This window comes from Erythrobacter neustonensis (assembly GCF_001663175.1).
Lineage (GTDB): Bacteria > Pseudomonadota > Alphaproteobacteria > Sphingomonadales > Sphingomonadaceae > Erythrobacter > Erythrobacter neustonensis.
Window position 1 is genome coordinate 2,630,183 of record NZ_CP016033.1, and the last position, 24,075, is coordinate 2,654,257.

The following is a 24,075-nucleotide window of genomic DNA, read 5'->3' on the forward strand; positions in this document are numbered from 1 at the left end:
CGAGAGACCGGCGCGCGAGGCTCGGCCGGCAGCGTCAGAGGGGATAAAAGGCACATGGCAGAGGCGCAGGCGCTCGCAGCACGCGAGCCGTCCGAGAAGGAAATCCGGCTGGTGATCGGCGCGTCGAGCGCGGGTACCATCTTCGAATGGTATGATTTCTTCATCTACGGCACGCTCGCCTACATCCTGAAGGACGCGTTCTACGCGACCGACAACGAGACGCTCGGCCTGCTCTTGGTGTGGTCGACCTTTGCCGTCGGTTTTGCCTTCCGGCCGCTGGGCGCTGTCCTGTTCGGATTTCTGGGCGACCGGCTGGGGCGCAAATACACCTTCCTCGTCACCGTCACGCTGATGGGGATCGCGACCGCAGGCGTCGGCCTGATCCCGACGATCGACACCATCGGAATTGCCGCGCCGATCATCGTCATCCTGCTGCGCGTGATTCAGGGGCTTGCACTGGGCGGCGAGTATGGCGGGGCGGCAATCTATGTCGCCGAACACGCGCCGCCCGAAAAGCGCGGGTTCTACACCAGCTTCATTCAGGCCAGCGTTGCGGGCGGGTTCGTGCTCTCGATCATCGTCGTGATCGCCTGCCGCGCGCTGATACCCGCCGATGCCTTTGCCGCGTGGGGCTGGCGCGTGCCGTTCCTGTTGTCGATCGCCTTGCTGGCGATTTCGCTGTGGATGCGCTTGAAGCTCTCCGAAAGCCCGGTGTTCCAGGCGATGAAGGCCGCCGGCGAGACCAGCGGCAATCCCTTCATCGAAAGCATGACCTATCCGGGCAACCCCAAGCGCTTGTTCGTCGCATTGTTCGGGATCACCGGCATCCTCACCACGATCTGGTACACCGGGTTTTTCTCGGCAATGAGTTTCCTGCGCGGGCCGATGCACGTTGCCGATCTGACGGTCGAACTGGTCCTCTTGTTCTCGGGCCTCATCGTGATGAGTTTCTATGTCATCGTCGGCAAGTGGTCGGACAAGGTCGGGCGCAAGCTGCCGATCATCATCGGTTCGGTCGCGACGCTGGCGCTCTTGTTCCCGCTGTTCTGGCTGATGGGCAGCTTTGCCAATCCCGAGCTTGCCGCCGCGGCGGAACGGACGCCGATCGTCGTCAGCGGCCCTGCTTGCGAGACCGATCCCTTTGCCGAACTGTTCAAGCGCGAGCAGACCGATTGCGGCAAGGTTCTGGAAACGCTCACCGCCTCGGGCGTCGCCTACACCCTGCAACCCGCGCCGGCGCTGAGCATCACGGCAGGCGGGCAGCCGGTCGCGATCGATCCGGCCTGGCTTGCCGATGGCGCGGCGCGGCGCAATGGCTTGCAGGCGGCGCTTGGCGCCTATGGCTTCGACTTTGCCAAGCAGAGCCCGCCGCTCGGCCGCGTGCTGGGCATCGTCGGCGTGCTGCTGGCTCTTGGCATGCTGTCGGCGCTGACCTATGGATCGGTCGCGGCGCTGCTGTCCGAGATGTTTCCGCCGCGCATCCGCTATTCCTCGATGTCGATCCCCTATCACATCGGCGCAGGCTATCTTGGCGGGTTCCTGCCGCTGATCGCAGGCGTCATCGTCGCGCGCACCGGCGATATCTATGCCGGGTTGTGGTATACCTTTGCGGTGGTCGCCTTCGGGCTGGTGGTCGCATGGTGGGGACTTCCGGGAGGCCCGCCGCGAGACTTTGTCGATGATTGATAGCTACCTGCCCGAAATGCCCCCCGTTCCAGACCCCCTTCTGCCTCCCGCCAGCCTGCGTCTGACGGTCGTTCGTGAGGCCTTGGCCGCCAATTGGCGTGCGCTCGATACGCTTTCGGGGTCGGCGGCCGCAGGCGCGGCTGTGAAAGCCGATTGCTACGGGCTCGGCACGGACACCTGCGTCCCGGTGCTGCGCGATGCGGGCTGCCGGACATTCTTCGTCGCGCACTGGAGCGAGGTTGCCGCCGTGGCCCGCCACGTTCCCGCCGATCAGATCGCGGTGCTGCACGGGGTCCTGTCCGAAGCCGACTGCGCCTATGCCCGGCACATCGGCGCGATCCCGGTTATCAACTCGCGCGAACAGGCGATGCTGTGGCAGTCGACCGGCGGCGGGCGCTGCCATCTGATGGTCGATACCGGGATCAACCGGCTCGGGATCGCGCCGTCGCAGGCGCACGATCCGGTCATTCAGGCGCTCGCTATCGACATCCTCCTCAGCCACCTTGCCAGCGCGGACGAACGCACCGCGATGAACCGGATGCAGGCCGAACTGTTCGCCGAAGCTGCCGCGGCAATCCCCCACCAGCGCCTCAGCCTCGCCAACAGCGCCGGGATTGCGCTGGGCGAAAGCTTCGCCTTCGATCTCACCCGCCCCGGCCTTGCGCTTTACGGCGGCATTCCCCGGCCCGAGCTTGATGGCCATATCCGGCCCGTCGTCAGGGTCGAGGCACAGATCCTGCAATGTCGCGATCTGGCGCCGGGCGAGGCGGTCGGATACAACGCCACCTTCATCGCGCCCACGCATATGCGCGTCGGCACGGTTTCGATCGGATATGCCGACGGGTTCCTGCGCAGCCGGGGGCCGGGAAACGCCTTTGGCCATCAAGGCCGCGCCTTGCCGCTGCTTGGCAGGGTGTCGATGGACATGGTCGTGGTCGATCTTGCCGCAGCGCCCGAAGCGGTGGCCGGGACGTGGGTCGATGTGCCGTGGAACATCGCCGATGCTGCGCAGCAAAATGCTCTGACGGCTTATGAAATGCTCACCGTGATCGGACGCCGCCTCAAGAACGGGTGATCGTTTGACGCGATCCTGTTGCACCGCAGCGTGTGCAAATGCTAAGATGCGGCGCACAACAAAAAATGGCGCGGGATCGAACAAAATGGTCAGAACGAAAGCTGCTACGGGCGATACGATCACCATCAAGAAATACGCCAACCGGCGTCTCTACAATACAGCCTCGTCAAGCTACATCACGCTTGAAGATCTCGCCAAGATGGTGCGCGAAAATGTCGAGTTCCAGGTGCTCGACGCCAAGACCGGCGACGACATCACCCACCAGATCCTGACCCAGATCATCATGGACGAAGAGGCCAGCGGCGGACAGCAGATGCTCCCCGTCAGCTTCCTGCGCCAGTTGATCGGGATGTATGGCAATTCGATGCAGGCGATGATGCCGTCCTATCTCGAAGCCAGCATGGCCAATTTCCGCGACAACCAGACGAAGATCCGCGAAGCCTTCGACAAGGGGTTGAGCGCGACGCCGTTTGCCGCGATCCACGAAACCAACATGGCGATGATGCGCGCCGCCGCCGATGTGTTTCTGCCGGGGCTTGCCAAGGCCAAGGACAAGCCCGCCGCCACCGCCGCCAAGCCCGCTGGCGACAACCGCGACGAACTCGCCGCGCTGCGCGAACAGATGGCCGCCATGCAAAAGAAGCTGGACGAACTCGGCAAATAGCCCAAAAGCGCCCGCCGCAACGCCTCCAGCAGAAAGACCAGACCCGTGTCCCAGATCCGCCACGCGCTCACGACCAAGCGCGAAGACGACTTTTCCAAGTGGTATCAGGAGGTCATCGGCGCCGCCGACATGGCCGAGGAATCGGGTGTGCGCGGGTGCATGGTGATCAAGCCGTGGGGCTACGGCATCTGGGAGCGCATCCAGCGGCTGATGGATGACCGGATCAAGGCGGCCGGCGTCTCGAACTGCTATTTCCCGCTGTTCATCCCGCTGGCGAATTTCACCCGCGAGGCAGAGCACGTCGAAGGTTTTGCCAAGGAGATGGCGGTCGTCACCCACCACCGCCTGATCGCCGATGGCAAGGGCGGGCTGATCCCCGATCCCGAGGCCAAGCTCGAAGAACCGCTGGTTGTCCGCCCGACCTCGGAAACGATCATCGGCGATGCGATGGCACGCTGGGTGCAATCCTGGCGCGATCTGCCGCTGCTGACCAACCAGTGGGCCAATGTGGTGCGCTGGGAAATGCGCACGCGGATGTTCCTGCGCACCAGCGAATTCCTCTGGCAGGAAGGCCACACCGCACACGAAACCCGCGAGCACGCGCTCGCCGAAACGCACCGCGCGCTGGAAATGTATCGCGCCTGCGCCGAGGATGATCTCGCGCTCCCCGTGATTGCGGGCGAGAAGCCCGAGAACGAGCGTTTCCCCGGCGCGGTCGAGACCTGGTCGATCGAAGCGATGATGCAGGACGGTAAGGCGCTCCAGGCCGGCACCAGCCACTACCTCGGCACCAATTTCGCGCACGCCGCCGGCATCCAGTTCCAGGATCGCGAGGGCAAGCAGCAGTTCTGCCACACCACCAGCTGGGGCGTGTCGACGCGGCTGATCGGCGGCGTCATCATGACCCACGGCGACGACGATGGCCTGCGCGTTCCCCCGGCTATCGCGCCGCACCAAATCGTCATCCTGCCGATGCTGCGCGAAGCGCCTGAGGATGCGGAACTGATCGCCTATTGCGAAACCGTCCGCGCGGCGCTCGCATCGCAGACCGCGCTGGGCGAGCGGGTGCGCGTGCTGCTCGATGTAAAACCCGGCAAGGCCGCGGCCAAGCGCTGGGACTGGGTGCGCAAGGGCGCGCCGATCATCATCGAGGTCGGCCCGCGCGACATGGCCGAAGGCAAGATCGCGGTGCTGCGCCGCGACCGCTTGTGGAACACCGCCAACGGCAAGCCCGCCTTCGCCTATCCCGCGCACGGCGCGTTTGCCGGTGAGGCGGGCGCCATGCTCGAAGCGATCCAGACAGGCCTCTACGAAGAAGCCCGCGCGCGCCGCGATGCCAACATCACGCGCGGTGTGACCGAGTGGCAGGCGGTCACCGAGCACTTCGAGAACGGCGGCAAGTACCCGGGCTGGGTCGAGGTCGAATGGGCCAAGCCCACCGGCGCGGCGCTCGAAGCGGTGGTCGAAAAGCTGAAGGCGGCCAAGCTCACCATCCGCAACGTGCCGCGCGGCAGCGATGCGGCGACGGGGTCTTGCATCTTCTCGGGCGAGCCGGCCTCAGAACGCATCCTTGTAGCACGCGCCTACTGACGCTTGCACCGCGGCAGGCGCGCGGGCAGAAAGCGGGGATGGTCAAACGCTTCCTCCTGCTCGCCGCCGCCGTATCCGCGCCGCTCGCGGCCCAGACGCATCCTGCCGACTCCGTCTCTGCCGATAGGCTGGAGAAGGATGTCGAAAAGCTCGTCAGCTTCGGCACCCGCCACACATTGTCCTCGCAAACCGATCCCAGGCGCGGGATCGGCGCAGCGGTCGATTGGGGGCTGGCCGAATTCAAGCGGATCGGTGCAAAGTGCGGCGGCTGCCTTGAGGTACTGCCCGTGGGCGAGACCGTCACCGGTCCGCGCGTTCCAACGCCAACGCTGGTGCGCAACGCGGTAGCGATCCAGCGCGGCACCCAGCGGCCGAACGAGGTCGTGATCGTGCAGGGTCACATCGACAGCCGCGTCAGCGACGTGATGGATGCCACCTCCGACGCGCCGGGCGCGAACGACGATGGCAGCGGCACGGCGCTGGTGATCGAGGCGGCGCGGATGCTTTCGGGCCAGAAATATCCCACCACGATCATCTATGCGCTGCTGTCGGGCGAGGAGCAGGGGCTTCACGGCGGGCAGATCCTCGCCAACTGGGCCGAGCGCCAAGGCTTTACGGTGAAGGCGGTGCTGAACAACGACATCGTTGGCAATTCCTGCGGCAGCGACGGCTATTGCGAACCCAAAGTGGTGCGCGTCTTTTCCGAAGGCCCGCGCGCCGATTTCACCGAAAAACTCCGCGCCTCCGCTACGCGGTTCGGCGGCGAGAACGACACGCCTTCGCGCAACCTCTCGCGCTGGGTAGCGGCTCTTTCCGCCAAGCATCCCGACGGCCTGCAAGTCCGCCAAATCTGGCGCACCGACCGCATGGGGCGGGGCGGGGATCAGGTACCATTCCTCCAAAAGGGCTACCCCGCGATCCGCTTTTCCGTGGGGGTCGAGGATTACGACCACCAGCATCAGGACCTTCGCACAGAGAATGGCATCAAGTTCGGCGACACGATCGAGGAGATGGATTTTGGCTATCTCGCCGGCGTCACCAAGCTGAACGTGCGCGCGCTCGATGCGCTCGCCCGCGCGCCGATGCCGCCCAAGGTCAGCGTCGATGCGGCAGTGCGCACCGATACCGAACTTGCGTGGCAGGCGGTGCCCGGCGCGCAGGTCTATGCCGTCGCCACCCGCGCCACCGATGCGCCGGCTTGGGGCGAGGATGTCGCGCTGGTTTATGTTGACGGGCCGATGTCGGAAATGACGACAGAACGGAAGTTTACGCACATCAGGAAACTGCGCGGCGATGACTGGATGTTCGGCGTGGCCGCCTGCGCGGACACCTATTGCTCGCCGGTGTCGAGCGCGGTTCCGGGCGGAGCCTTCGAACCCGTCGCCAAGGAGTGATCCGCCCGCACCGATGGCACCTCACCCGAGCGGGGTCGCAATGATCGGGGAGATCGGCTAGGGCCTGTCCCATGCCCAAACCTCCCAAGCTTCCCCAAGGAATGCCAACCGCGAGCCAAGTGCTCGACTTCATCCAGTCCTCAAGCATTCCTGCCGGCAAGCGCGAGATCGCCAAGGCCTTCGGGTTGAAAGGGCAGGAGAAGATCAAGCTGAAGGCTCTGCTCCGCGACATGGCCGAAGAAGGCCTGATCGACGGCAGCAAAAGCGCCTTTCACCGGATGGGCGGCGTGCCCAAGGTGACGACCTTGAAGATCGTCGCGATCGAGGACGGCGACCTGATTGCCGAGCCCGACAATTGGGACCCCGAAGCCCCCGGCAACGCGCCGCGCCTGATCGTGCGCGAACCGAAGGTTGCCCGTAACGCCAAATCCGCCAAGCGGCCCCCGGCGTTGAAGCGCGGCGACCGCATTCTTGCGCGCACCGAGGAAACCGATGCAGGCTGGGTCGCAGTCCCGATGAAGAAACTGCCTGCGCGCACCGAGGGGCTGATGGGCGTGGTCGAGATCGACAAGACCGGCAAGGCGTGGCTTGCGCCGGTCGACAAGCGGGTGCGCCAGTCCTCGCCGATCGCCGATATCGGCGAGGCCGAGGCCGGGCAGCTGGTGATCGCGGAGCGCGTGGGCCGTTCGGAACGCGCCGGCCTGAAGGTGATCGAGGTGATCGGCGATCCGCTCGCCCCCAAGAGCTTCAGCATGATCGCGATTGCCAAGCACGGTATTCCGCACATCTTCCCCGAGGAAGTGCTCGACGAAGCCCCGGTCGCGGCAAAGCTGAAACTGTCGGACAAGACGCGCGAGGACCTGCGCCACTTGCCGATCGTCGCGATCGACCCCGCCGATGCGCGCGACCACGATGACGCGATCTGGGCCGAGCCCGACGGGAAGGGCGGGTTCAACGCGCTGGTCGCGATTGCCGATGTGTCCTTCTACGTCCGCCCCGGCAGCCAGCTCGACCGCGAGGCGAGGAAGCGCGGCAATTCGGTCTATTTCCCCGACCGCGTGGTGCCGATGCTGCCCGAGGTGCTCTCGGCCGATGTCTGCTCGCTGAAGGAAGGCGAGGACCGCGCGGCGATGGCCTGCCACATGCACATCAACGCCGATGGCAAGATGTCGAGCTTCCGCTTTTCTCGCGCGCTGGTGCGGATTGCGCACAACATCGCCTATGAAGACGCGCAAAAGGCGGTCGATAGCGGCAATCCGCCCGAATATCTCGCCAATCTGTGGGCCGCGTGGAAGGCGCTCGCCGCTGCACGCGATGCGCGCGATCCGCTTGAGCTGGAGCTGCCCGAACGCCGCGTGGTGCTCGATGCACAAGGCAAGATTGCCGAAATCGCGATCCGCGAGCGGCTCGACGCGCACCGCGTGGTCGAGGATTTCATGATCGCGGCCAACGTCGCAGCGGCCAAGGCGCTCGAAGCCAAGGCCGCGCCTGTGGTCTATCGCATCCACGAGCCGCCGAGCCGCGAGAAGCTGACGGCTTTACGCGATTACCTCGCCACGATGGGCAAGAAGCTGGCGCTGGGGCAGGTGGTGACGCCGGGCCTGTTCAACCGGATGCTCAAGGATGTCACCGACGAGGCGGAAAAGGCGCTGGTAATGGAGGCGGTGCTGCGCAGCCAGACGCAGGCTTATTACGGGCCGGCCAACGCAGGCCACTTCGGCCTCAGTCTGGGATCATACGCGCATTTCACCTCGCCGATCCGGCGCTATTCCGATCTGCTGGTGCACCGCGCGCTGGTCGATGCCTTCAAGCTCGAGCAGCCCGCGCCGCCGGGATCGATCCCCGACACCAGCGGATTGTCCGACCGCGACCGGGCAAGCCTGCAACAGGTCAGCGACGCGATCAGCCAGACCGAGCGCCGTGCGATGGAAGCCGAGCGCGACACCATCGACCGCTATGTCGCGGCCTGGCTTTCTGGCCGCGTGGGCGAGGTGTTCGAAACGCGGATTACCGGCGTGCAGGCGTTCGGGTTCTTCGCCACGATCGTCGGGCTGGGCGGCGACGGGCTGGTGCCGATCTCGACGCTGGGCGGCGAATATTTCCGCCACGACGAGGCAGCACAGGCGCTGGTCGGCAGCGACAGCGGCACCACCTATGCCAGCGGCGACCGGTTGAAGTTGAAACTGGCCGAAGCCAACCCGCTTACCGGTGCATTGAAGTTCGTGCTGCCCGATGCCGATACGGGCCGGATCGAAGCCCGCGGCGCGCGGCCCGATGAATGGCGGCGCGGTGCTAATTCAGGGCCGAAGAAGGCGGGCAAGTTCATGGCGGGCAAGCGCGGGCGTCCGGGCAATATCCGGCATCAGGGGCGCAAGAAGTAGGCCGCGCCGTCAGACGGTGTGATCGCGCGTTGTCTCGTCGTAATCGGCGGGGATGATGTAGAGCGGGCAGGGCAGGCTGCCCGCCGCGGCCGAGAAGTGGGTAACCAGCGGGCCGGGTGCGCTGTCCTTCGCCGCGCCGAGCACAAGCGCGGCCACCTCGGCATGTTCGGCGAGGAATTCGGTGACGATCTTCTGACCTTGCCCGATCTTGACCGAGATCGTGGGCATGATCCCGCTGGTGGCGAAGAGGTTGCCTGCCACCCCGTGTGCAAGCATTTCGGCGCGGTCGCGCGCTTCTTCCTCGATCGTCGCCTGCACCGCGCCGAACGCGCTGAAATTCTGCTGCGGCACCAGCGCAAGCAGATGCACCGCACCGTTCACCGCCGCCGCGCGCTGCGCGGCATAGCGCAGCGCGGCAGTCGCCTCTTCGCTTTCGTCGATGATGACCAGGAATGTGCGCATGTGATCGGCCCCGTTTTGCGCGCGAGGTATCAATGCATTCGTATGGATTGGCAAGACCTGCGCGTATCCTGACGATTCGGGGCCTTGCCCGACGTTAGGGAATTGGCCAGAGACGGGGCCAAGCAGCTTACGGGAGTATCACTGGATCATGGCCACCGACATCAAGATGCCGGCATTGTCGCCCACGATGGAAGAAGGCACGCTGGCCAAGTGGCTGGTCAAGGTCGGCGACACGGTATCATCGGGCGACGTGATGGCCGAGATCGAGACCGACAAGGCGACGATGGAGTTCGAAGCGGTCGACGAGGGCGTGATTTCGGAAATTCTGGTCGAGGCGGGCACCGAAGGCGTGAAGGTCGGCGCGGTGATCGCACGGCTCGCAGCCGAAGGCGAGGAAGCGGCCCCCGCCAAGGCTCCCGCCGCACCGAAGGATGCCGAAGCCCAGCCCAAGGCAACCGCGCCTGCCGCCCCGGCCGCAGCCGATGGTCCGGCTGCGACCCCGACCGCGAAACGGATTGCCCAGCAGAACGGCATCGATCTGGCGAGCCTTGAAGGCACCGGACCCAAGGGCAAGGTCACCAAGGAAGATGTCGAGGCGGCAATCGCCAAGGCCGGCGGCAAGCCCGCAGCGGCGCCCGCACAGACCTCACCAGCCGCGGCCCCTTCGGGCGAACGCATCGTCGCCTCGCCGCTGGCCAAGCGTATGGCGAGCGACAGGGGCATCGACCTTGGCGCAGTGACCGGCAGCGGCCCCAATGGCCGGATCGTCAAGGACGATGTCGACAACTTCACGCCTGCCGCCCAAGCTGCCCCGGCGAAGGCGGATACTGCGGCGCCTTCGGAAACAGCACCAGCGCCAAAGCCGCAGCCCGAAATCGAAGGCGGCGCGCCCTATTCGGAAGAAAAACTGTCGGGCGTGCGCAAGGTCATCGCCCGCCGCCTCACTGAGAGCAAGCAGACCGTCCCGCACTTCTATCTCACCATCGACATCCGGCTCGATCCGCTGCTGGAACTGCGCAGCGCGCTCAACAAGTCGCTCGAGCCCGATGGCGTGAAGCTGTCGGTCAACGACCTCCTCATCAAGGCGCTCGCCCGCGCGCTCATCCGCGTGCCGCAGTGCAATGTCAGCTATCACGGCGATACGCTGCGCCGGTATGAACGCGCCGATATCTCGGTCGCGGTCGCCGCGCCCTCGGGTCTGATCACGCCCGTCATCACCAATGCCGACACCAAGGGCCTCGCCGCGATCTCGACCGAGATGAAGACGCTTGCGGGCAAGGCGCGCGATGGCAAGCTGATGCCGCACGAATATCAGGGCGGCACAGCGAGCCTTTCGAACCTCGGCATGTTCGGGATCAAGCAGTTCGACGCGGTGATCAACCCGCCGCAGGGCATGATCCTCGCGGTCGGGGCGGGGCAGCAGGCGCCCTATGTGGTCGATGGCGAGATCAAGGTCGCGACCGTTCTCCACGCTTCGGGAAGCTTCGACCACCGCGCCATCGATGGCGCCGACGGCGCGCAGCTGATGGAGGCTATCAAGCAGCTGGTCGAGAACCCGATGGGGCTGGTTGTTTGAGGTGACTGTTCGGTCCACCAACTCCTCTCCCCTTGTGGGAGAGGAAGGGGCCCGCCGCGCAGCGGTGGGAAGGAGAGGGGGCACGCGCAACCTTCTGCCGCTGGCAAAGAAGATGCGGCGCGAACCCACTGAGGCCCAAGCAGAAATTTGGTCGATGGTCCGCGGCCAGCGCCTCGGGGGATTGAAGTTCAAGCGACAGGAGCAGTTGGGCGATTACATCGTCGATTTCGTCTGCTTCGGATCGCGCTTGATTGTCGAAGCCGATGGTTCGCAGCACGCCGAAAGTGCGAGCGACGCGGTGCGTGATGGATGGTTGCAGGTTCAGGGGTTCCGAGTGCTCAGATTTTGGAACAACGATATTTTGAAAAATCCCGAGGGCGTGGCGCGCGTCATTCTCGACGCAGCGCAGCCCCCTCTCCCCAACCCCTCTCCCACAGCGGGAGAAAGGCAATGACCCGCGATCCCCTTATCCGCGTCACCGCCATGCCCGCCGACACGAACCCCTATGGCGGGGTGTTTGGCGGGTGGCTGATGGCGCAGATGGCATTGGGCGCTGGCAGTCTTGCAAGCCGCGTGGGGCAGGGCAAGGCGGTGGTCGTCTCGGCGACCGACTTTGCTTTTCCGGGCGCGATGGCGGTGGGGGACGAACTCAGCGTATATTGCGACCTCCTCACCACCGGAACCACCTCGCTCACCATCGCTGCCGAAGCCATTGCGCGGGAACGCAACAGCGAGGCCACGCAGACCGTCGCGCGCGGCACCTTCAAGTTCGTGCTGATCGGCGAGGATGGCCGCCCGCGCGCGCTGGCTCGGGGCGGCGCGGCATGAGCCGCTTTCCTACTCATGCCGCGGCAGGCATCATCCGCGCGATGATCCGCCACCACTCCTTGCCGCGCCCGGCGCGCACCGTTTCCAAGGCACCCGTGCAGGGACGAGTTTTCCTTTCCTGAACAGTGTCTCATGTGTCTCCAACAGACAGCCAATCGAGGGATTATCTGAATGTCTGCCAATTATGACGTGATCGTGCTGGGTTCGGGCCCCGGCGGCTATGTCGCAGCGATTCGCTGCGCGCAGCTGGGCCTGAAGACCGCGATCGTGGAACGCGAGAACCTGGGCGGCATCTGCCTCAACTGGGGCTGCATCCCGACCAAGGCGATGCTGCGTTCGGCCGAGATCTTCCACTACATGAGCCATGCGGGCGATTACGGCCTCAAGGTCGCAGGCGAGATCGAGGCCGATCTGGCCGCGATCGTCAAGCGCAGCCGCGGCGTCGCCAAGCAGCTCAATCAGGGCGTTGCGCACCTGATGAAGAAGAACAAGATCACTGTCCACATGGGCGAAGGCACGCTGACCGGCGCGAACTCGCTGAGCGTGAAGGGCGAGCAGGGCGAAGAACAGCTCACCGCCAAGCACATCATCGTCGCCACGGGGGCGCGCGCGCGCGACCTGCCTTTTGCCAAGGCCGACGGCAAGCGCGTGTGGAGCTATCGCCACGCGATGACGCCGGCAGAGCTTCCCGAAAAGCTGCTGGTGATCGGATCAGGCGCGATCGGGATCGAATTTGCCAGCTTCTACAACGATCTGGGCAGCGAAGTGACCGTGGTGGAAATGCTCAACCGGATCGTTCCGGTCGAGGATGCGGATATCTCGACCTTCCTTGAAAAGAGCCTCAAGAAGCAAGGCATCACGATCATGACCGGCGCGGGGGTCGAGGCCATCGAGGTGAGCGACAAGGGCGTCTCGGCAACGATCAAGGACAAGGCGGGCAAGAGCGCCAAGAGCGATTTCACCCATGTCATCGTCGCGGTCGGGATCGTGCCCAATACCGAGAATATCGGTTTGGAAGGGCTTGCCGAAATGGAGCGCGGCTTCATCCAGATCGATCCCTATGGCCGGACGAAATCGAAGGGCCTGTGGGCGATCGGCGATTGCACGCCCGGCCCGTGGCTCGCGCACAAGGCCAGCCACGAGGGCGTCACCGCCGCCGAGGCGATCGCGCAGGAGCTCGGCAACACCGAGGTTCATCCCCATGCGCTCAACCGCAACAACATTCCGGGCTGCACCTATTGCCACCCGCAGATCGCCAGCGTCGGCATGACCGAAGCCAGGGCGAAGGAAGCGGGATACGAGGTGCGCGTCGGCAACTTCCCCTTCATCGGCAACGGCAAGGCGATCGCGCTGGGCGAAGTCGAAGGCTTCGTGAAGACCGTGTTCGATGCCAAGACCGGCGAATTGCTAGGCGCGCACATGATTGGCGCGGAAGTGACCGAGCTGATTCAGGGTTACACCGTGGGCAAGACGCTTGAGACCACCGAGACAGAGCTGGTGCAGACGGTGTTCCCGCATCCGACCTTGAGCGAGATGATGCACGAAAGCGTATTGTCCGCCTATGGCCGGGCGTTGCACATCTGATTGCCTGCGGGAGCGCCGCCGATCGGTCGGACATGCCGTTCGACCGCACCCTCGGCATTCTTGCATAGGTTAGTAATCTGAGGCAGAAAGGACGCGTGAACCAGCACGCGTCCGATCTCGCCATGCGCATCAATGCTGCCGACCGCGCATTGGCCGGGGGCAACGTAACGCAGGCGCGCCATATTCTCGAAGAGGCGGCGCGGCTCGATCCGCCCTCGACCGAATTCTGGCACCGCCTGGCGACGGTGCGCAAGATGGGCGGGGCGCCGATGCTCGCGGTCGAGGCGATCGACCGGGCGCTGGCGCTCGCGCCGCTCGACTTCTTCGGATTGCTGATGCGGGCGCATCTGCTGGACAGTGCCGGACATCCGGAGGCGGGCGAGGCCTATGGCCGGGCCCTGGCACAACCGCGGCCCGATCCGCTGCCGCCGATGCTGGCCCGGACGCTCGAGCGTGCGCAGGTCAAATGGGCCGAGCATCAGCAATCGATGACCTCACTGCTCGCGAGCGCGGTCGAGGCGAGCGGCGCCGATCTCACCCCCTCGGAACGCGCCCGCGCTGAGCGGTTCGCAAGCAACATCGCGCGCAAGACGCGGTGCTATCACTCCGAACCGACGCACTTTGCCTGGCCGGGCCTGCGCGAAGCGGAGTTCCACGACCGCGCCGCATTCCCTTGGATCGAGGAACTCGAAGCCCTCACGCCTGCGATCCGCGCGGAAATGGAAGCCGTGGCGGGCGCACCCGACGCAGCGCTGGTGCCCTATGTCACCTATGCGGACAGCACGCCGCTGGCCCAATGGCGCGCGCTCAATTTCAGCCGCGACTGGACCGCGATCCATCTCATCGAGCGCGGCACGACCATCGCGGGCAACGCAGCGCATTGCCCGCAAACCATGGGCCTCCTCGCGCGGATGGAGCAGCCGAACATCGCCGGCTGCGCCGCGAATGCGATGTTCTCGCTGCTGGCGCCCAACACCCACATCCCGCCGCATGTCGGGGTTGGCAATTTCCGCCTGCTGTGCCATCTGCCGCTGATTGTTCCCGACCGCTGCTGGTTCCGCGTCGGCGCGGACACGCGCGATTTTGCCGAGGGGCGGGCATGGGTGTTCGACGATACGATCGAACATGAGGCGAAGAACGAAACCGACGAGCTGCGGGTCATCCTCATCTTCGATATCTGGCACCCCGACCTGTCGCCGGCCGAGCGCGCCGCGATCCAGGCAGCAGTGAGCGCGGCGGCCATGCCGGTCGGCGCGCTCTGATCCATTGCCATCGCTGCCGGCGTCGTACGCGGCGCGGGTTGTCATAAAAGCCGCAACAACACTGGCGGACAGGGTGGGATTCGAACCCACGGTAGGCTTGCACCTACGGCGGTTTTCAAGACCGCTGCCTTAAACCACTCGGCCACCTGTCCTTGGGCGCCATCCGCTAACCGCGTGCTGCGCTCTTGTCACCTATCTTGTGGGCTTCGGCATGCCAAGGGGGGGAGAAAGGCGTTCCTGTTGTTGGGAATTCAGACAGAGTGTGACATCCCCGCACAGATGATTCCCCGGACCCTTTCTGCCACCGCGCTCGCGCTTGCGGCATTCGCCACTCTGGGAGCGCCTCCCGCAGCCGCGCCCGCTGCTGCGCAAAGCAGCGTGGACGGCGTTCCGTTCGATGCCTATCTCGAACTGCTCAAGGCGCGGGCAAGGGCCGAGGGCGTGCGCGAATCCACGCTTGAACGAATGACCGCCGGGCTGGTCCCCAACCCGCGGGTCATCGCGCTCGACAACAGCCAACCCGGCACTGCAACCTCGAGCGGCTACCCCTCGATGGCGAATTACATCGCCACCCATGTCGATAATGCACGGATCGGGGGCGGGCGCGCGGTGATCGGACAGCACCGCGAGCAATTGGCGCGGATCGAGGCGCAGTACGGCGTGCCGGCAGAGATCATCGTCGCGATTTTCGGGCATGAAACCAGCTACGGCCGGGTGAAGGGCGATTTCGATCTTGCGCGCAGCCTTGCCACGCTTGCCTGGGAGGGGCGGCGGCGGGAATTGTTCGCGGGCGAATTCGTCGCGTTGATGAAAGTCGCGGACAAGGGATATGACCGCAGCCAGCTGGTGGGATCCTATGCCGGTGCCTTCGGCAATCCGCAGTTCCTGCCCAGTGTGTATCTGAGGCTCGCCACCGATGGCGATGGCGATGGCCGAGCCGACATCATGGCGAACCGTGCGGATACCTTTGCCTCGATCGCGAACTATTTCCGCGATGCCGGTTGGCGCCCGGGTCAGCCTTGGGGCGTGCGCGCCGCCGTGCCTTCGGGCTTCGATGTATCGCCCTACGCCACGCGGCTGGCCTCACCGGTCTGCCCGCGGGTGCATGAGCGGCTCAGCCGGTGGATGACGGTCGCTGAATGGCGCAATGCCGGCGTCGTGCCGCAGCGCGCTCTGGCCGATGACGTCATGGTGTCGTTCTTCCAGCCCGATGGTCCGGGAACGCGGGCCTGGCTTCTGACTGGCAATTACCGCGCGATCCTCGAATACAATTGCTCAAGCTATTATGCCCTGAGCGTGGGATTGCTGGCTGATGAAATCGTGAACTGAGCCTATCCGCCGCCTCGCCAAGCGTGCACGCGGTGGGTATAGGCGGGCGCGTGATGATTGCTCGACGATTGCGGCGCGCGGCGCCCTTGTTTGCCCTGACTGCATTGACATTGGCAGCCCCGGCGCATCCCGCCCCGCTTGCGCCTGCCGTTTTGCCTGCGGTGCCCGATGCAATCGAAGCGCCGGTCGCCCTGCTGGTCGATGTCGGCAGCGGTCAGGTGCTGCATGCGCGCCATCCCGATGCGCGCTTCATGCCGGCATCGGTCACCAAGGTGATGACGCTGTTTCTGGCATTCGAACTGATCGAGCAAAGGCGCCTCGACCCCGCGCAGATTTTCGAAATGAGCCCGCAGATCGCACGCGAGTGGCGGCGAAAGGGTTCGACGATGTTCCTCACCCAGGGCGAACGGGTCAGCGTCGATGATCTCCTGCTCGGGATCGCGAATGTCTCGGCCAATGATGGCGCAGCCGTGCTCGCCGAAGGACAGGCAGGCTCGCTCGCCGCCTGGACTGCGCAGATGAATGCCACCGCCCGTTCGATCGGGATGACCGGAAGCTATTTCTCCAGCCCGAACGGGTGGCCCGACCAAGGGCGTACTTTCACCACGGCGAACGATCTTGCGACGCTCGCGCGCGCTTTGGTTATGCGCCACCCGGACAAATTCGGCTATTACATCGGCCGCGCCGGGCTTGATTACAAAGGCATCGCGCAGGTCAATCACGACCCGATGATCGGCCGCGTGCCGGGCGCCGACGGGATCAAGACTGGCTTCACCAACGAAGCCGGTTTCTCCTACCTTGGCACTGCACGGCGCAATGGGCAGCGGCTGGTGCTGGTGCTGGCGGGCGTGGAGAACGGGCGGCTGCGCGCCAAGCTTGCCAAATCCTATATCGAGTGGGGGTTTTCGGCCTTCGACCGGAAAACGCTGTTCGCCAATGGCGCGGTTGTCGGAAGCGCCCGCGTGCAGGATGGCGAAACACGCGGCGTGCCGCTCAAGGCCGCAGGACCGGTCGCGATCAATCTGCCGCGCGCCAGCAACAGCGCGTTGACCGCAACGATCCGCTATGAAGGCCCCTTGCGCGCGCCGATCAAAGCCGGACAGGAAGTCGCGCTGCTCGAAATTACCGCCGAAGGCGCCGCGCCGGCCCGTATTCCGCTGTATGCCGCACAGGACGTGGCCGTCGCCGGCCCGGTGGACCGGGTCATCAACGCCGTTGCTGCGGTGTTTTCATGATCGCGCCCGCGCGCTTCATCGCCTTCGAGGGCGGGGAGGGGGCAGGCAAATCGACCCAGGCACGGATGCTGGCCGATGCCCTGCGCGCGCGCGGCCTCGGCGTCATCGTGACCCGTGAGCCGGGCGGCACACCGGGCGCAGAGGTGATCCGCGCCTTGCTGCTCAATCCGCCGCAGGCCGCCCAAACCGGCGGCTGGACGGCAGAGGCCGAAGCCTTGCTCTTTGCGGCAGCGCGCGCAGATCATGTCGCGCAGCTTATCCGACCGGCGCTCGCGCGCGGCGATTGGGTGATCTGCGACAGGTTCATCGATTCGAGCCGCGCCTATCAGGGCGGGGCGGGGCATCTCGGCGATCAGGCGATCACGGATCTGCACCTCTTCGGTAGCGGGGGTCTGCGTCCTGACCGCGTGATCCTGCTCGAAGGAGACGAAGCTGCGCTGACGCAGCGGCTGGCGGCGCGCGGAGAGGCCGCCGATGCGATCGAGGCGAGGTCCGCGGCTTATCACCGCGCGGTGGCGCAGTCCTTCGCCGATCTTGCCGATGCCGATCCTTCTGGCTTTGCCCGGATCGATGCCGTCGGGTCCACCGCTGCGGTTCATCAGCGCATCATGCGGGCGATCGCGGATCTGCTGCCATGACCGACTGGCCCAACCACGCCGAAGCCTGGCGCCAATGGCGCGATGCGATGAGCAGCGAGCGGATGCATCACGGTTGGTTGCTTGCCGGAAAAGCAGGGCTGGGCAAACGCGATTTCGCCGAGGCTGCTGCCCGCGCGCTGGTGGCAGAGCCCGGCGTCGCGCAGCCCGCCGGCGAACACCCCGATATTCTGACGCTGTCCTATGGCCCCAAGGATGACAAGGCCGAACGCGCTGCAGCCGATGGCAAACCCTTCGATCTCGCCCGTTCGATCCGCATCAAGCAGATCCGCGCAATGCAAAAGCGCCTGATCACCCGGCCGACGCTCGGCAGCAAACGCGCGATCATTATCGATCCTGCCGACGACATGGAAAAGGCCGCTGCCAACGCCTTGCTCAAAAGCCTGGAGGAGCCGCCCGCCGGAACATTCTTCCTGCTGGTCACGCACCGTCCTGCACGCCTCTTGCCCACCATTCGGTCGCGGTGCCGGACGTTGCGTTTTCCGGTTCTGACCGACAGCCAATTGAGCGCGATGCTCGGCGAAGCGGGCCTCGCATCCGACCCGCAGGCGATCGCTGCGGCCGAGGGTTCGTTCGGTGCGGCGGTCAGGTTTGCCAAGCAGGACCTTGCGCCGATCGCGCGGATCGTCGCAGGGTTGCTGGCAGTCGGCGACAGCGGGATGACCGGGCGCGGCGAACTTGCGCGGTTGATCGGGCCGCGTGCCGACCGGGAACGTTTGCAGGCCGTGCTGGAACTTGCACAGTCGCTCACCGCACATGCTGCGCGCACGGCGCAGGATCCCGAACGCCGGATGCAACTGGTCGATATTCACGCAAGCCTGGTGCGGCTGGCGGGCGAGGCTCCGACCGCCAATTTCGATGCGTCGCTGCTGCCATTCGAGATCGGCAGCTTGCTTGTCACCGCCGCGCCCGCTAGCGCTGCGGCCCATGGCTGACACCACCCCCTTCTATATCACCACCGCTATCAGCTATCCCAATGGCAAGCCGCATATCGGCCATGCCTATGAGGCGATCGCTGCCGATGTCATCGCGCGGTTCCAGCGGTTGCAGGGCCGTACGGTCCGGTTCCAGACCGGCACCGACGAACACGGCCTCAAGATGGCCCGCAAAGCCGAAGAACAGGGCCGCTCACCGCGCGAACTTGCCGATGAAATGTCGGGCTATTTCCGTAGCATGTGCGACGCGCTGAATATTTCGTATGACCGCTTCATCCGCACCAGCGAGCCCGATCATCATAAGGCCAGTCAGGCGATCTGGCAGGCGATGGAAGCCAAGGGCGACCTTTATCTCGACCGCTACGAGGGTTGGTATTCGGTCCGCGACGAAGCCTATTACGACGAGAGCGAATTGGTCGAGGGCGAGGGCGAAGCCAAGCTATCCCCGCAGGGGACGCCCGTAGAGTGGACCGTCGAGGAAAGCTGGTTCTTCCGGCTTTCAAACTATCAGCAGCAACTGCTTGATTTGCTTGCTAGCCCCGGCTTCCTCGAACCGGCAAGCCGCCGCAACGAAATGATCGCATTCGTCGAGCAGGGGTTGCGCGATCTGTCGGTCAGCCGCACGTCCTTCGACTGGGGCGTCAAGGTTCCGGGCAGCGAAGGCCATGTGATGTATGTGTGGGTCGATGCGCTCACCAATTACCTCACAGGTCTTGGTTACCCCGGCGACATGGGCAATTTCTGGCCCGCCAGTCTTCATCTCATCGGCAAGGATATCGTGCGGTTCCACACGATCTACTGGCCAGCCTTCCTGATGAGCGCCGATCTGCCGGTGCCGCAGAAGGTGTTCGGTCATGGTTTCCTGTTGAACCGCGGCCAGAAGGAATCGAAGTCGCTCGGCAATGTCACCGATCCCGTGGCTCTGGCCGAACGCTTCGGGGTCGACGCGCTGCGCTATTTCCTGATCCGCGAAGTCGCCTTCGGACAGGACGGCAGCTATTCGCCCGAAGCCATCGTCTCGCGCGCCAATGGCGAGCTTGGCAACGCTTTCGGCAACCTTGCACAACGCACGCTCGGATTCATCGCCAAGAACCTCGAAGGCAATCTTCCCGCGATCCACACGCATGACGCTACGGACACCGCCCTGTTCGAGGCGGTCGATCGTGCGTTGACTCAGGACATTCCGCAGGCCTTCGACAACCTGGCACTTCAGCAGGCGGTGGAGGCCTGGCTGCAGGCGGTCTTCGCCTGCAATGCCTATATCGATGCGCAGGCCCCCTGGACGCTGCGCAAGACCGATCCCGAGCGCATGGAGACGGTTCTGGCGACACTCTATATCTGCATCGCCCAGTTGGCGGTCGCGATTTGTCCGGTGATCCCTGCCAGCAGTTCGAAGCTGCTGGACATGATGGGAGTGCCCGAAGTGCTGCGCACCATCGACGGTATCCGCAGCCACTGGTATTCGGGGCTGGCCGAAAGCGGATACAAGATCGCCGCGCCGACGCCGCTGTTCCCCCGGCTCGAACTTCCCGCTGAGGCCGATTGATGCTGGTCGATAGCCACTGCCATCTCGAATACAAAGGCCTCGTCGAGGATCGCGACAATGTGCTGGCGCGTGCGCGGGCAGCGGGCGTGGGGGCGTTCCTCAACATCTCGACCCGGCAAAGCGAATGGGACCAGGTGATCGCGACCGCCGCACGCGAACCCGATGTCTTCGCCAGCGTCGGGATCCATCCGCATGAGGCCGACGCCCATCAGGATCTCGGCCGCGCGGCCTTGCTCGCCGCGACGCGTGATCCCAAGGTAATTGCCATCGGCGAAACCGGGCTCGACTACTATTACGACAAGTCGGACAGAGACGCGCAGAAGTCTTTGTTTCGCATGCACATCGACGTTGCACGCGAAACCCAGCTTCCGCTGATCATCCATACCCGCGATGCCGAAGAGGATACCCATGCGATCCTTGCCGAAGAGATGGGGAAGGGGGCTTATCCTGCTTTGATCCATTGCTTCACCGCGTCGGCCGACTTTGCCGAAAAGGTGCTCGCACTGGGCCTTACGATTTCACTATCGGGGATCGTGACCTTCAAGAATGCCAAGGACTTGCAGGCGATTGCCAAGACGATTCCGCAGGACAAGCTGCTGGTTGAGACCGACAGTCCGTTCCTCGCGCCCGTGCCACACCGCGGAAAGGTGTGCGAACCGGCTTTCGTGGCGGACACCGCCGCTTTCGTTGCAGATCTGCGGGGGATCGATGTTGCCACGCTGCGAGCGGCGACTTCCAAGAATTTCTTCAATCTTTTCACCAAGGCCGCTCTGTGAAACTGGTCATGCTTGGGTCGGGCACTTCGACCGGAGTGCCGCGACTGGGGGGCCCGGACGGGACAGGCGATTGGGGCGATTGCGATCCCGCCGAGCCGCGTAACCGGCGCACGCGCGTATCGATCCTGGTTGAAAGCAACGAGGGCAAACGTCTCCTCGTCGATACGTCGTCGGATTGCCGCGCCCAGCTGTTGGCCAACCGGATCGGCCATATTGATGCGGTTTTCTGGACGCACGATCACGCCGATCACTGCCACGGTATCGATGATCTGCGCGTGCTGCGGTATGGCCGCGGCGGGCCGATACCCGGGTTTGCGGAAACCGAAACCGTGCGCCGCCTGCGCCAGCGGTTCGGCTATGTCTTTGCCGGGCAGGAAGGTTATCCCACGATCTGCACGCTCGACACGCTGGACCGGCTGCGCATGACAGCCGGCTTCGGTGTCGATTGGTGCCAGATGGCGCACGGACCCGGCGAGACGACCGCATACCGCTTCGAAGCCGATGGCAAGTCGATCGGATATGCCACGGACTTCAGTGCAATTTCGGATGAAATGATCGACCTGTTCTACAAAGTCGACATTCTCGTCAGCGACTGCTTGCGGCGCGATCCGCATCCGACCCACGCGCATCTGGCAATGGCGATCGAACTCGGCGAGCAAACACGCGCCGGGCGCGTTGTGCTCAGTCATTTGGACAAGAGCATGGATTATCGGACCTTGTGCAGCGAGGTGCCGGACTTCGTCACGGTCGGTTATGACGGACTGGAGCTCGTCGCATGAACAGCGAACTGCTGCTGCCGCTCGTAAGCAGCATCGCGTGGATCGCTGTCATGATGAGCGCTTTGGCATCGCGCCGGCTCGGCTGGGGTCAAATGATCAAGATGGCGCTGGCATGGTTGGTGATTTTCGGTGGCATTTTGGTGATCGTCGAATGGGTAATGTACGCAAGCGGTGACGGACAATCGCCGGCATGAATTTTACATAATATATATTATCCACCTATCAGAACGCGGACTTCGCCCATGCCGGATATAGCCCCTATCGACCGCTTGCTCGCGATCATGGCCCGCCTGCGCGATCCGGAAGACGGATGCGAATGGGATCGTGCGCAGAACTTTGCAACGATCGCGCCCTATACGATCGAAGAAGCCTACGAGGTTGCCGATGCGATTGCGCGCGACGATATCGCCGATCTGCGCGACGAATTGGGTGATTTGTTGCTTCAAGTCGTGTTCCATTCCCGGATAGCCGAAGAAGCCGGTGCCTTTTCTTTCGGCGATGTCGCCAACGCGATCAGCGTTAAGATGGAAGCGCGGCATCCGCATATCTTCGGCAATGCCGGCGGAACGATGGACAATGCCCGGTGGGAGGACCTGAAGGCCCAGGAACGCCGCGCCAAGGGCACGCGCTCGGCGCTCGACGGGGTGGCGCTCGCACTGCCGGCATTGATGCGTGCAGAAAAACTTCAGAAGCGCGCTTCAAGAACCGGCTTCGATTGGCCCGATCCCTCGGGATCGGAGGCGAAAATCAGCGAAGAGATCGAGGAATTGAAGAGCGCGCCGTCGGATGCACTGCGGGTCGAGGAAGCCGGCGACCTTATCTTTGCCGTCGTCAATTTCGTCCGCGCCCATGGTATCAGTGCGGAAGAAGCATTGCGTCAGGCCAATGCCAAATTCGAACGGCGGTTCCGGGCAATGGAGGATCTTGCCGGGATCGAAGCCTTCGCGGCATTGTCGCTCGAAGCGCAGGAAGAGCTTTGGCAGCAGGTCAAGAAAGCCTCTTAAGCTTCACGAAATGCTCGCGAATTGCCCGAGTTCCTTGGGGTTGAGCCGCACCGTGATGCGCCGGAAGGGCCCCTCTTCGCTCGCGCCGCCATCCTCATCGGATATCACTTCGCCGTGCGCGTGAAGCCAGGCAAGCCTGCGTCCGTCGCTGACCGGCAGCAGCAAACTCACCTCGCGCGCCTCGCCCGTCAGCAAACGCGCCAGTTCGGCTTCGAGGAGGTCTATCCCCTCCCCCGTTGCCGCCGACAGCATCACGGCCGGCTGACCGGTCGCCGCCTCGCGCAGTTCGGCAAGGTCGTCTGCGGCGAGCAGATCGCACTTGTTCCACACTTCGAGGATCGGGATGCTGCTGGTCCCTGTTTCGCCGTCGACCACGCCAAGATCGGCCAGCACGTCGAGCACCTGCTTTTTCTGCGCGGCGTGGCTCGGATTGGCCATGTCGCGCACATGACAGATCACGTCGGCCGCAGTCACTTCTTCGAGCGTCGCGCGAAATGCCGCGACGAGCTGCGTCGGCAGGTCCGAGATGAAACCGACGGTGTCTGACAGGATCACCTTCTCGACACCCGGCAGCCCGATCGCCCGCATCGTCGGATCGAGCGTAGCGAACAGCAGATCCTCCGCCATCACCTCCGCCCCGGTGAGGCGATTGAATAGAGTGGATTTGCCGGCATTGGTGTATCCGACCAGCGCGACCACCGGCCAGGGCGCCCTCCCCCGGCGATCGCGGTGCAAAGTGCGGGTCTTTTTCACCTGCTCCAAGTCGCGGCGCAATTTCCCCATGCGCTGGCGGATCATCCGCCGGTCGGCTTCGATCTGGGTTTCGCCCGGACCGCCAAGGAACCCGAAGCCCCCGCGCTGGCGCTCGAGGTGAGTCCAGCTTCGCACCAGGCGGCTCTGCTGATAATCGAGATGGGCAAGCTCGACCTGCAAGCGCCCCTCGGCGGTGGCGGCCCGCTCTCCGAAGATTTCGAGGATCAGACCGGTGCGGTCGATCACCTTGCGTTTCAGACGGTCTTCAAGATTGCGTTGCTGGATCGGGGTCAAAGCGCCGTCAACGATGACAAGCTCGGCCTGGTGCTGTTCGCACCAGATCGCGATATTCTCGACCTGACCCGAACCGAACAGCGTGTTGGGCTGCATCTGACGCACGGGCAGGACCGCGGCATGCGCGATGACCACGCCAATCGCCAGCGCCAGCCCTTCGGCTTCGGCAAGCCGTTCTGCGGAATCGAGATCGTAACGGATCGACCGGATATCGGGGCACAGCACAACGGCCCGCGCCCCGCGCGTCACCTCGTCCTGAAATTCGC

The 24,075-nt window shown here is 64.5% G+C and carries 23 protein-coding genes and 1 tRNA gene; 21 read left to right on the forward strand and 3 right to left on the reverse strand.

Annotation, left to right across the window (positions count from 1 at the left end; all coding sequences use genetic code 11):
- Positions 1 to 54: 54 nt before the first annotated feature.
- The 6 genes from A9D12_RS12220 (at position 55) to rnr (ending at position 8,790) form a co-directional block, all read left to right on the forward strand.
- On the forward strand, positions 55 to 1,686 hold the full coding sequence (locus A9D12_RS12220; RefSeq protein ID WP_068352220.1) for an MFS transporter: 1,632 nt from the start codon (positions 55 to 57) through the stop codon (positions 1,684 to 1,686).
- Complete coding sequence (gene alr, locus A9D12_RS12225; protein WP_068352223.1) at positions 1,679 to 2,761, forward strand: alanine racemase; 1,083 nt, start codon at positions 1,679 to 1,681, stop codon at positions 2,759 to 2,761. The genes A9D12_RS12220 and alr overlap by 8 nt, the downstream gene beginning before the upstream one ends.
- An 85-nt stretch (positions 2,762 to 2,846) precedes the next feature.
- Positions 2,847 to 3,425, forward strand: coding sequence for a polyhydroxyalkanoate synthesis repressor PhaR (phaR, locus tag A9D12_RS12230; protein ID WP_068352225.1), 579 nt, complete (start codon positions 2,847 to 2,849; stop codon positions 3,423 to 3,425).
- A 45-nt stretch (positions 3,426 to 3,470) separates the two neighbouring features.
- A complete protein-coding gene (locus tag A9D12_RS12235) occupies positions 3,471 to 5,015 on the forward strand; it encodes an aminoacyl--tRNA ligase-related protein (RefSeq protein ID WP_068352227.1) in 1,545 nt (514 codons plus the stop codon).
- Positions 5,016 to 5,053: 38 nt separating this feature from the next.
- A complete protein-coding gene (locus A9D12_RS12240) occupies positions 5,054 to 6,409 on the forward strand; it encodes a M20/M25/M40 family metallo-hydrolase (RefSeq protein ID WP_068352229.1) in 1,356 nt (451 codons plus the stop codon).
- A gap of 101 nt (positions 6,410 to 6,510) precedes the next feature.
- Positions 6,511 to 8,790: a ribonuclease R gene (gene rnr / locus A9D12_RS12245; protein WP_197489818.1), complete on the forward strand. Its 2,280-nt coding sequence runs from the start codon at positions 6,511 to 6,513 to the stop codon at positions 8,788 to 8,790.
- A gap of 9 nt (positions 8,791 to 8,799) precedes the next feature.
- Here the strand turns inward: rnr and A9D12_RS12250 are convergent, their stop codons facing one another.
- Positions 8,800 to 9,252 carry a universal stress protein gene (locus tag A9D12_RS12250; RefSeq protein WP_068352233.1) on the reverse strand — a complete coding sequence of 151 codons (453 nt, stop codon included), beginning with the start codon at positions 9,250 to 9,252 and terminating at the stop codon, positions 8,800 to 8,802.
- A 148-nt stretch (positions 9,253 to 9,400) separates the two neighbouring features.
- Between A9D12_RS12250 and A9D12_RS12255 the strand changes: the two genes are divergently transcribed.
- The 6 genes from A9D12_RS12255 (at position 9,401) to A9D12_RS12275 (ending at position 14,502) form a co-directional block, all read left to right on the forward strand.
- Positions 9,401 to 10,828, forward strand: a complete 1,428-nt coding sequence (locus tag A9D12_RS12255) for a dihydrolipoamide acetyltransferase family protein (RefSeq protein ID WP_068352235.1) — start codon at positions 9,401 to 9,403, stop codon at positions 10,826 to 10,828.
- Positions 10,829 to 10,940: 112 nt separating this feature from the next.
- Positions 10,941 to 11,282: an endonuclease domain-containing protein gene (locus A9D12_RS12260; RefSeq protein ID WP_068354461.1), complete on the forward strand. Its 342-nt coding sequence runs from the start codon at positions 10,941 to 10,943 to the stop codon at positions 11,280 to 11,282.
- Positions 11,279 to 11,656, forward strand: coding sequence for an acyl-CoA thioesterase (locus A9D12_RS12265; protein ID WP_068352237.1), 378 nt, complete (start codon positions 11,279 to 11,281; stop codon positions 11,654 to 11,656). The genes A9D12_RS12260 and A9D12_RS12265 overlap by 4 nt, the downstream gene beginning before the upstream one ends.
- Positions 11,653 to 11,778 carry a hypothetical protein gene (locus A9D12_RS15115; protein WP_257737034.1) on the forward strand — a complete coding sequence of 42 codons (126 nt, stop codon included), beginning with the start codon at positions 11,653 to 11,655 and terminating at the stop codon, positions 11,776 to 11,778. Before A9D12_RS12265 ends, A9D12_RS15115 begins: the two co-directional genes overlap by 4 nt.
- Before the next feature lie 49 nt (positions 11,779 to 11,827).
- Complete coding sequence (gene lpdA, locus A9D12_RS12270; RefSeq protein WP_068352239.1) at positions 11,828 to 13,240, forward strand: dihydrolipoyl dehydrogenase; 1,413 nt, start codon at positions 11,828 to 11,830, stop codon at positions 13,238 to 13,240.
- A 95-nt stretch (positions 13,241 to 13,335) separates the two neighbouring features.
- The gene (locus A9D12_RS12275; protein WP_231889623.1) at positions 13,336 to 14,502 is read left to right on the forward strand and encodes an aspartyl/asparaginyl beta-hydroxylase domain-containing protein; all 1,167 of its coding nucleotides are present in this window, start codon (positions 13,336 to 13,338) and stop codon (positions 14,500 to 14,502) included.
- Positions 14,503 to 14,564: 62 nt separating this feature from the next.
- Here A9D12_RS12275 and A9D12_RS12280 read toward each other — a convergent pair.
- Positions 14,565 to 14,654: transfer RNA gene (locus A9D12_RS12280), tRNA-Ser, on the reverse strand.
- Positions 14,655 to 14,781: 127 nt separating this feature from the next.
- On the opposite strand from A9D12_RS12280, the gene A9D12_RS12285 reads away from it, so the two are divergent.
- From A9D12_RS12285 to mazG, 9 genes are all read left to right on the forward strand, one after another.
- Positions 14,782 to 15,831 carry a lytic murein transglycosylase gene (locus A9D12_RS12285; RefSeq protein WP_068352240.1) on the forward strand — a complete coding sequence of 350 codons (1,050 nt, stop codon included), beginning with the start codon at positions 14,782 to 14,784 and terminating at the stop codon, positions 15,829 to 15,831.
- A 104-nt stretch (positions 15,832 to 15,935) separates the two neighbouring features.
- Entirely contained in the window at positions 15,936 to 17,066 is a 1,131-nt protein-coding gene (locus A9D12_RS12290) for a D-alanyl-D-alanine carboxypeptidase family protein (protein WP_231889624.1), read from the forward strand.
- On the forward strand, positions 17,066 to 17,704 hold the full coding sequence (gene tmk, locus A9D12_RS12295; protein WP_156522935.1) for a dTMP kinase: 639 nt from the start codon (positions 17,066 to 17,068) through the stop codon (positions 17,702 to 17,704). The genes A9D12_RS12290 and tmk overlap by 1 nt, the downstream gene beginning before the upstream one ends.
- Positions 17,701 to 18,657 carry a DNA polymerase III subunit delta' gene (locus A9D12_RS12300; protein WP_068352246.1) on the forward strand — a complete coding sequence of 319 codons (957 nt, stop codon included), beginning with the start codon at positions 17,701 to 17,703 and terminating at the stop codon, positions 18,655 to 18,657. Before tmk ends, A9D12_RS12300 begins: the two co-directional genes overlap by 4 nt.
- On the forward strand, positions 18,650 to 20,203 hold the full coding sequence (gene metG / locus A9D12_RS12305; protein ID WP_068352248.1) for a methionine--tRNA ligase: 1,554 nt from the start codon (positions 18,650 to 18,652) through the stop codon (positions 20,201 to 20,203). The genes A9D12_RS12300 and metG overlap by 8 nt, the downstream gene beginning before the upstream one ends.
- Positions 20,203 to 20,979, forward strand: a complete 777-nt coding sequence (locus A9D12_RS12310; RefSeq protein WP_068352249.1) for a TatD family hydrolase — start codon at positions 20,203 to 20,205, stop codon at positions 20,977 to 20,979. Before metG ends, A9D12_RS12310 begins: the two co-directional genes overlap by 1 nt.
- Positions 20,976 to 21,758, forward strand: a complete 783-nt coding sequence (locus A9D12_RS12315; protein ID WP_068352251.1) for an MBL fold metallo-hydrolase — start codon at positions 20,976 to 20,978, stop codon at positions 21,756 to 21,758. Before A9D12_RS12310 ends, A9D12_RS12315 begins: the two co-directional genes overlap by 4 nt.
- Entirely contained in the window at positions 21,755 to 21,952 is a 198-nt protein-coding gene (locus A9D12_RS12320) for a hypothetical protein (RefSeq protein WP_068352253.1), read from the forward strand. Before A9D12_RS12315 ends, A9D12_RS12320 begins: the two co-directional genes overlap by 4 nt.
- Positions 21,953 to 22,000: 48 nt before the next feature.
- A complete protein-coding gene (gene mazG, locus A9D12_RS12325) occupies positions 22,001 to 22,762 on the forward strand; it encodes a nucleoside triphosphate pyrophosphohydrolase (RefSeq protein ID WP_068352257.1) in 762 nt (253 codons plus the stop codon).
- Positions 22,763 to 22,765: 3 nt separating this feature from the next.
- Here the strand turns inward: mazG and hflX are convergent, their stop codons facing one another.
- Positions 22,766 to 24,058, reverse strand: coding sequence for a GTPase HflX (hflX, locus tag A9D12_RS12330; RefSeq protein WP_197489819.1), 1,293 nt, complete (start codon positions 24,056 to 24,058; stop codon positions 22,766 to 22,768).
- Between the last annotated feature and the right edge of the window lie 17 nt (positions 24,059 to 24,075).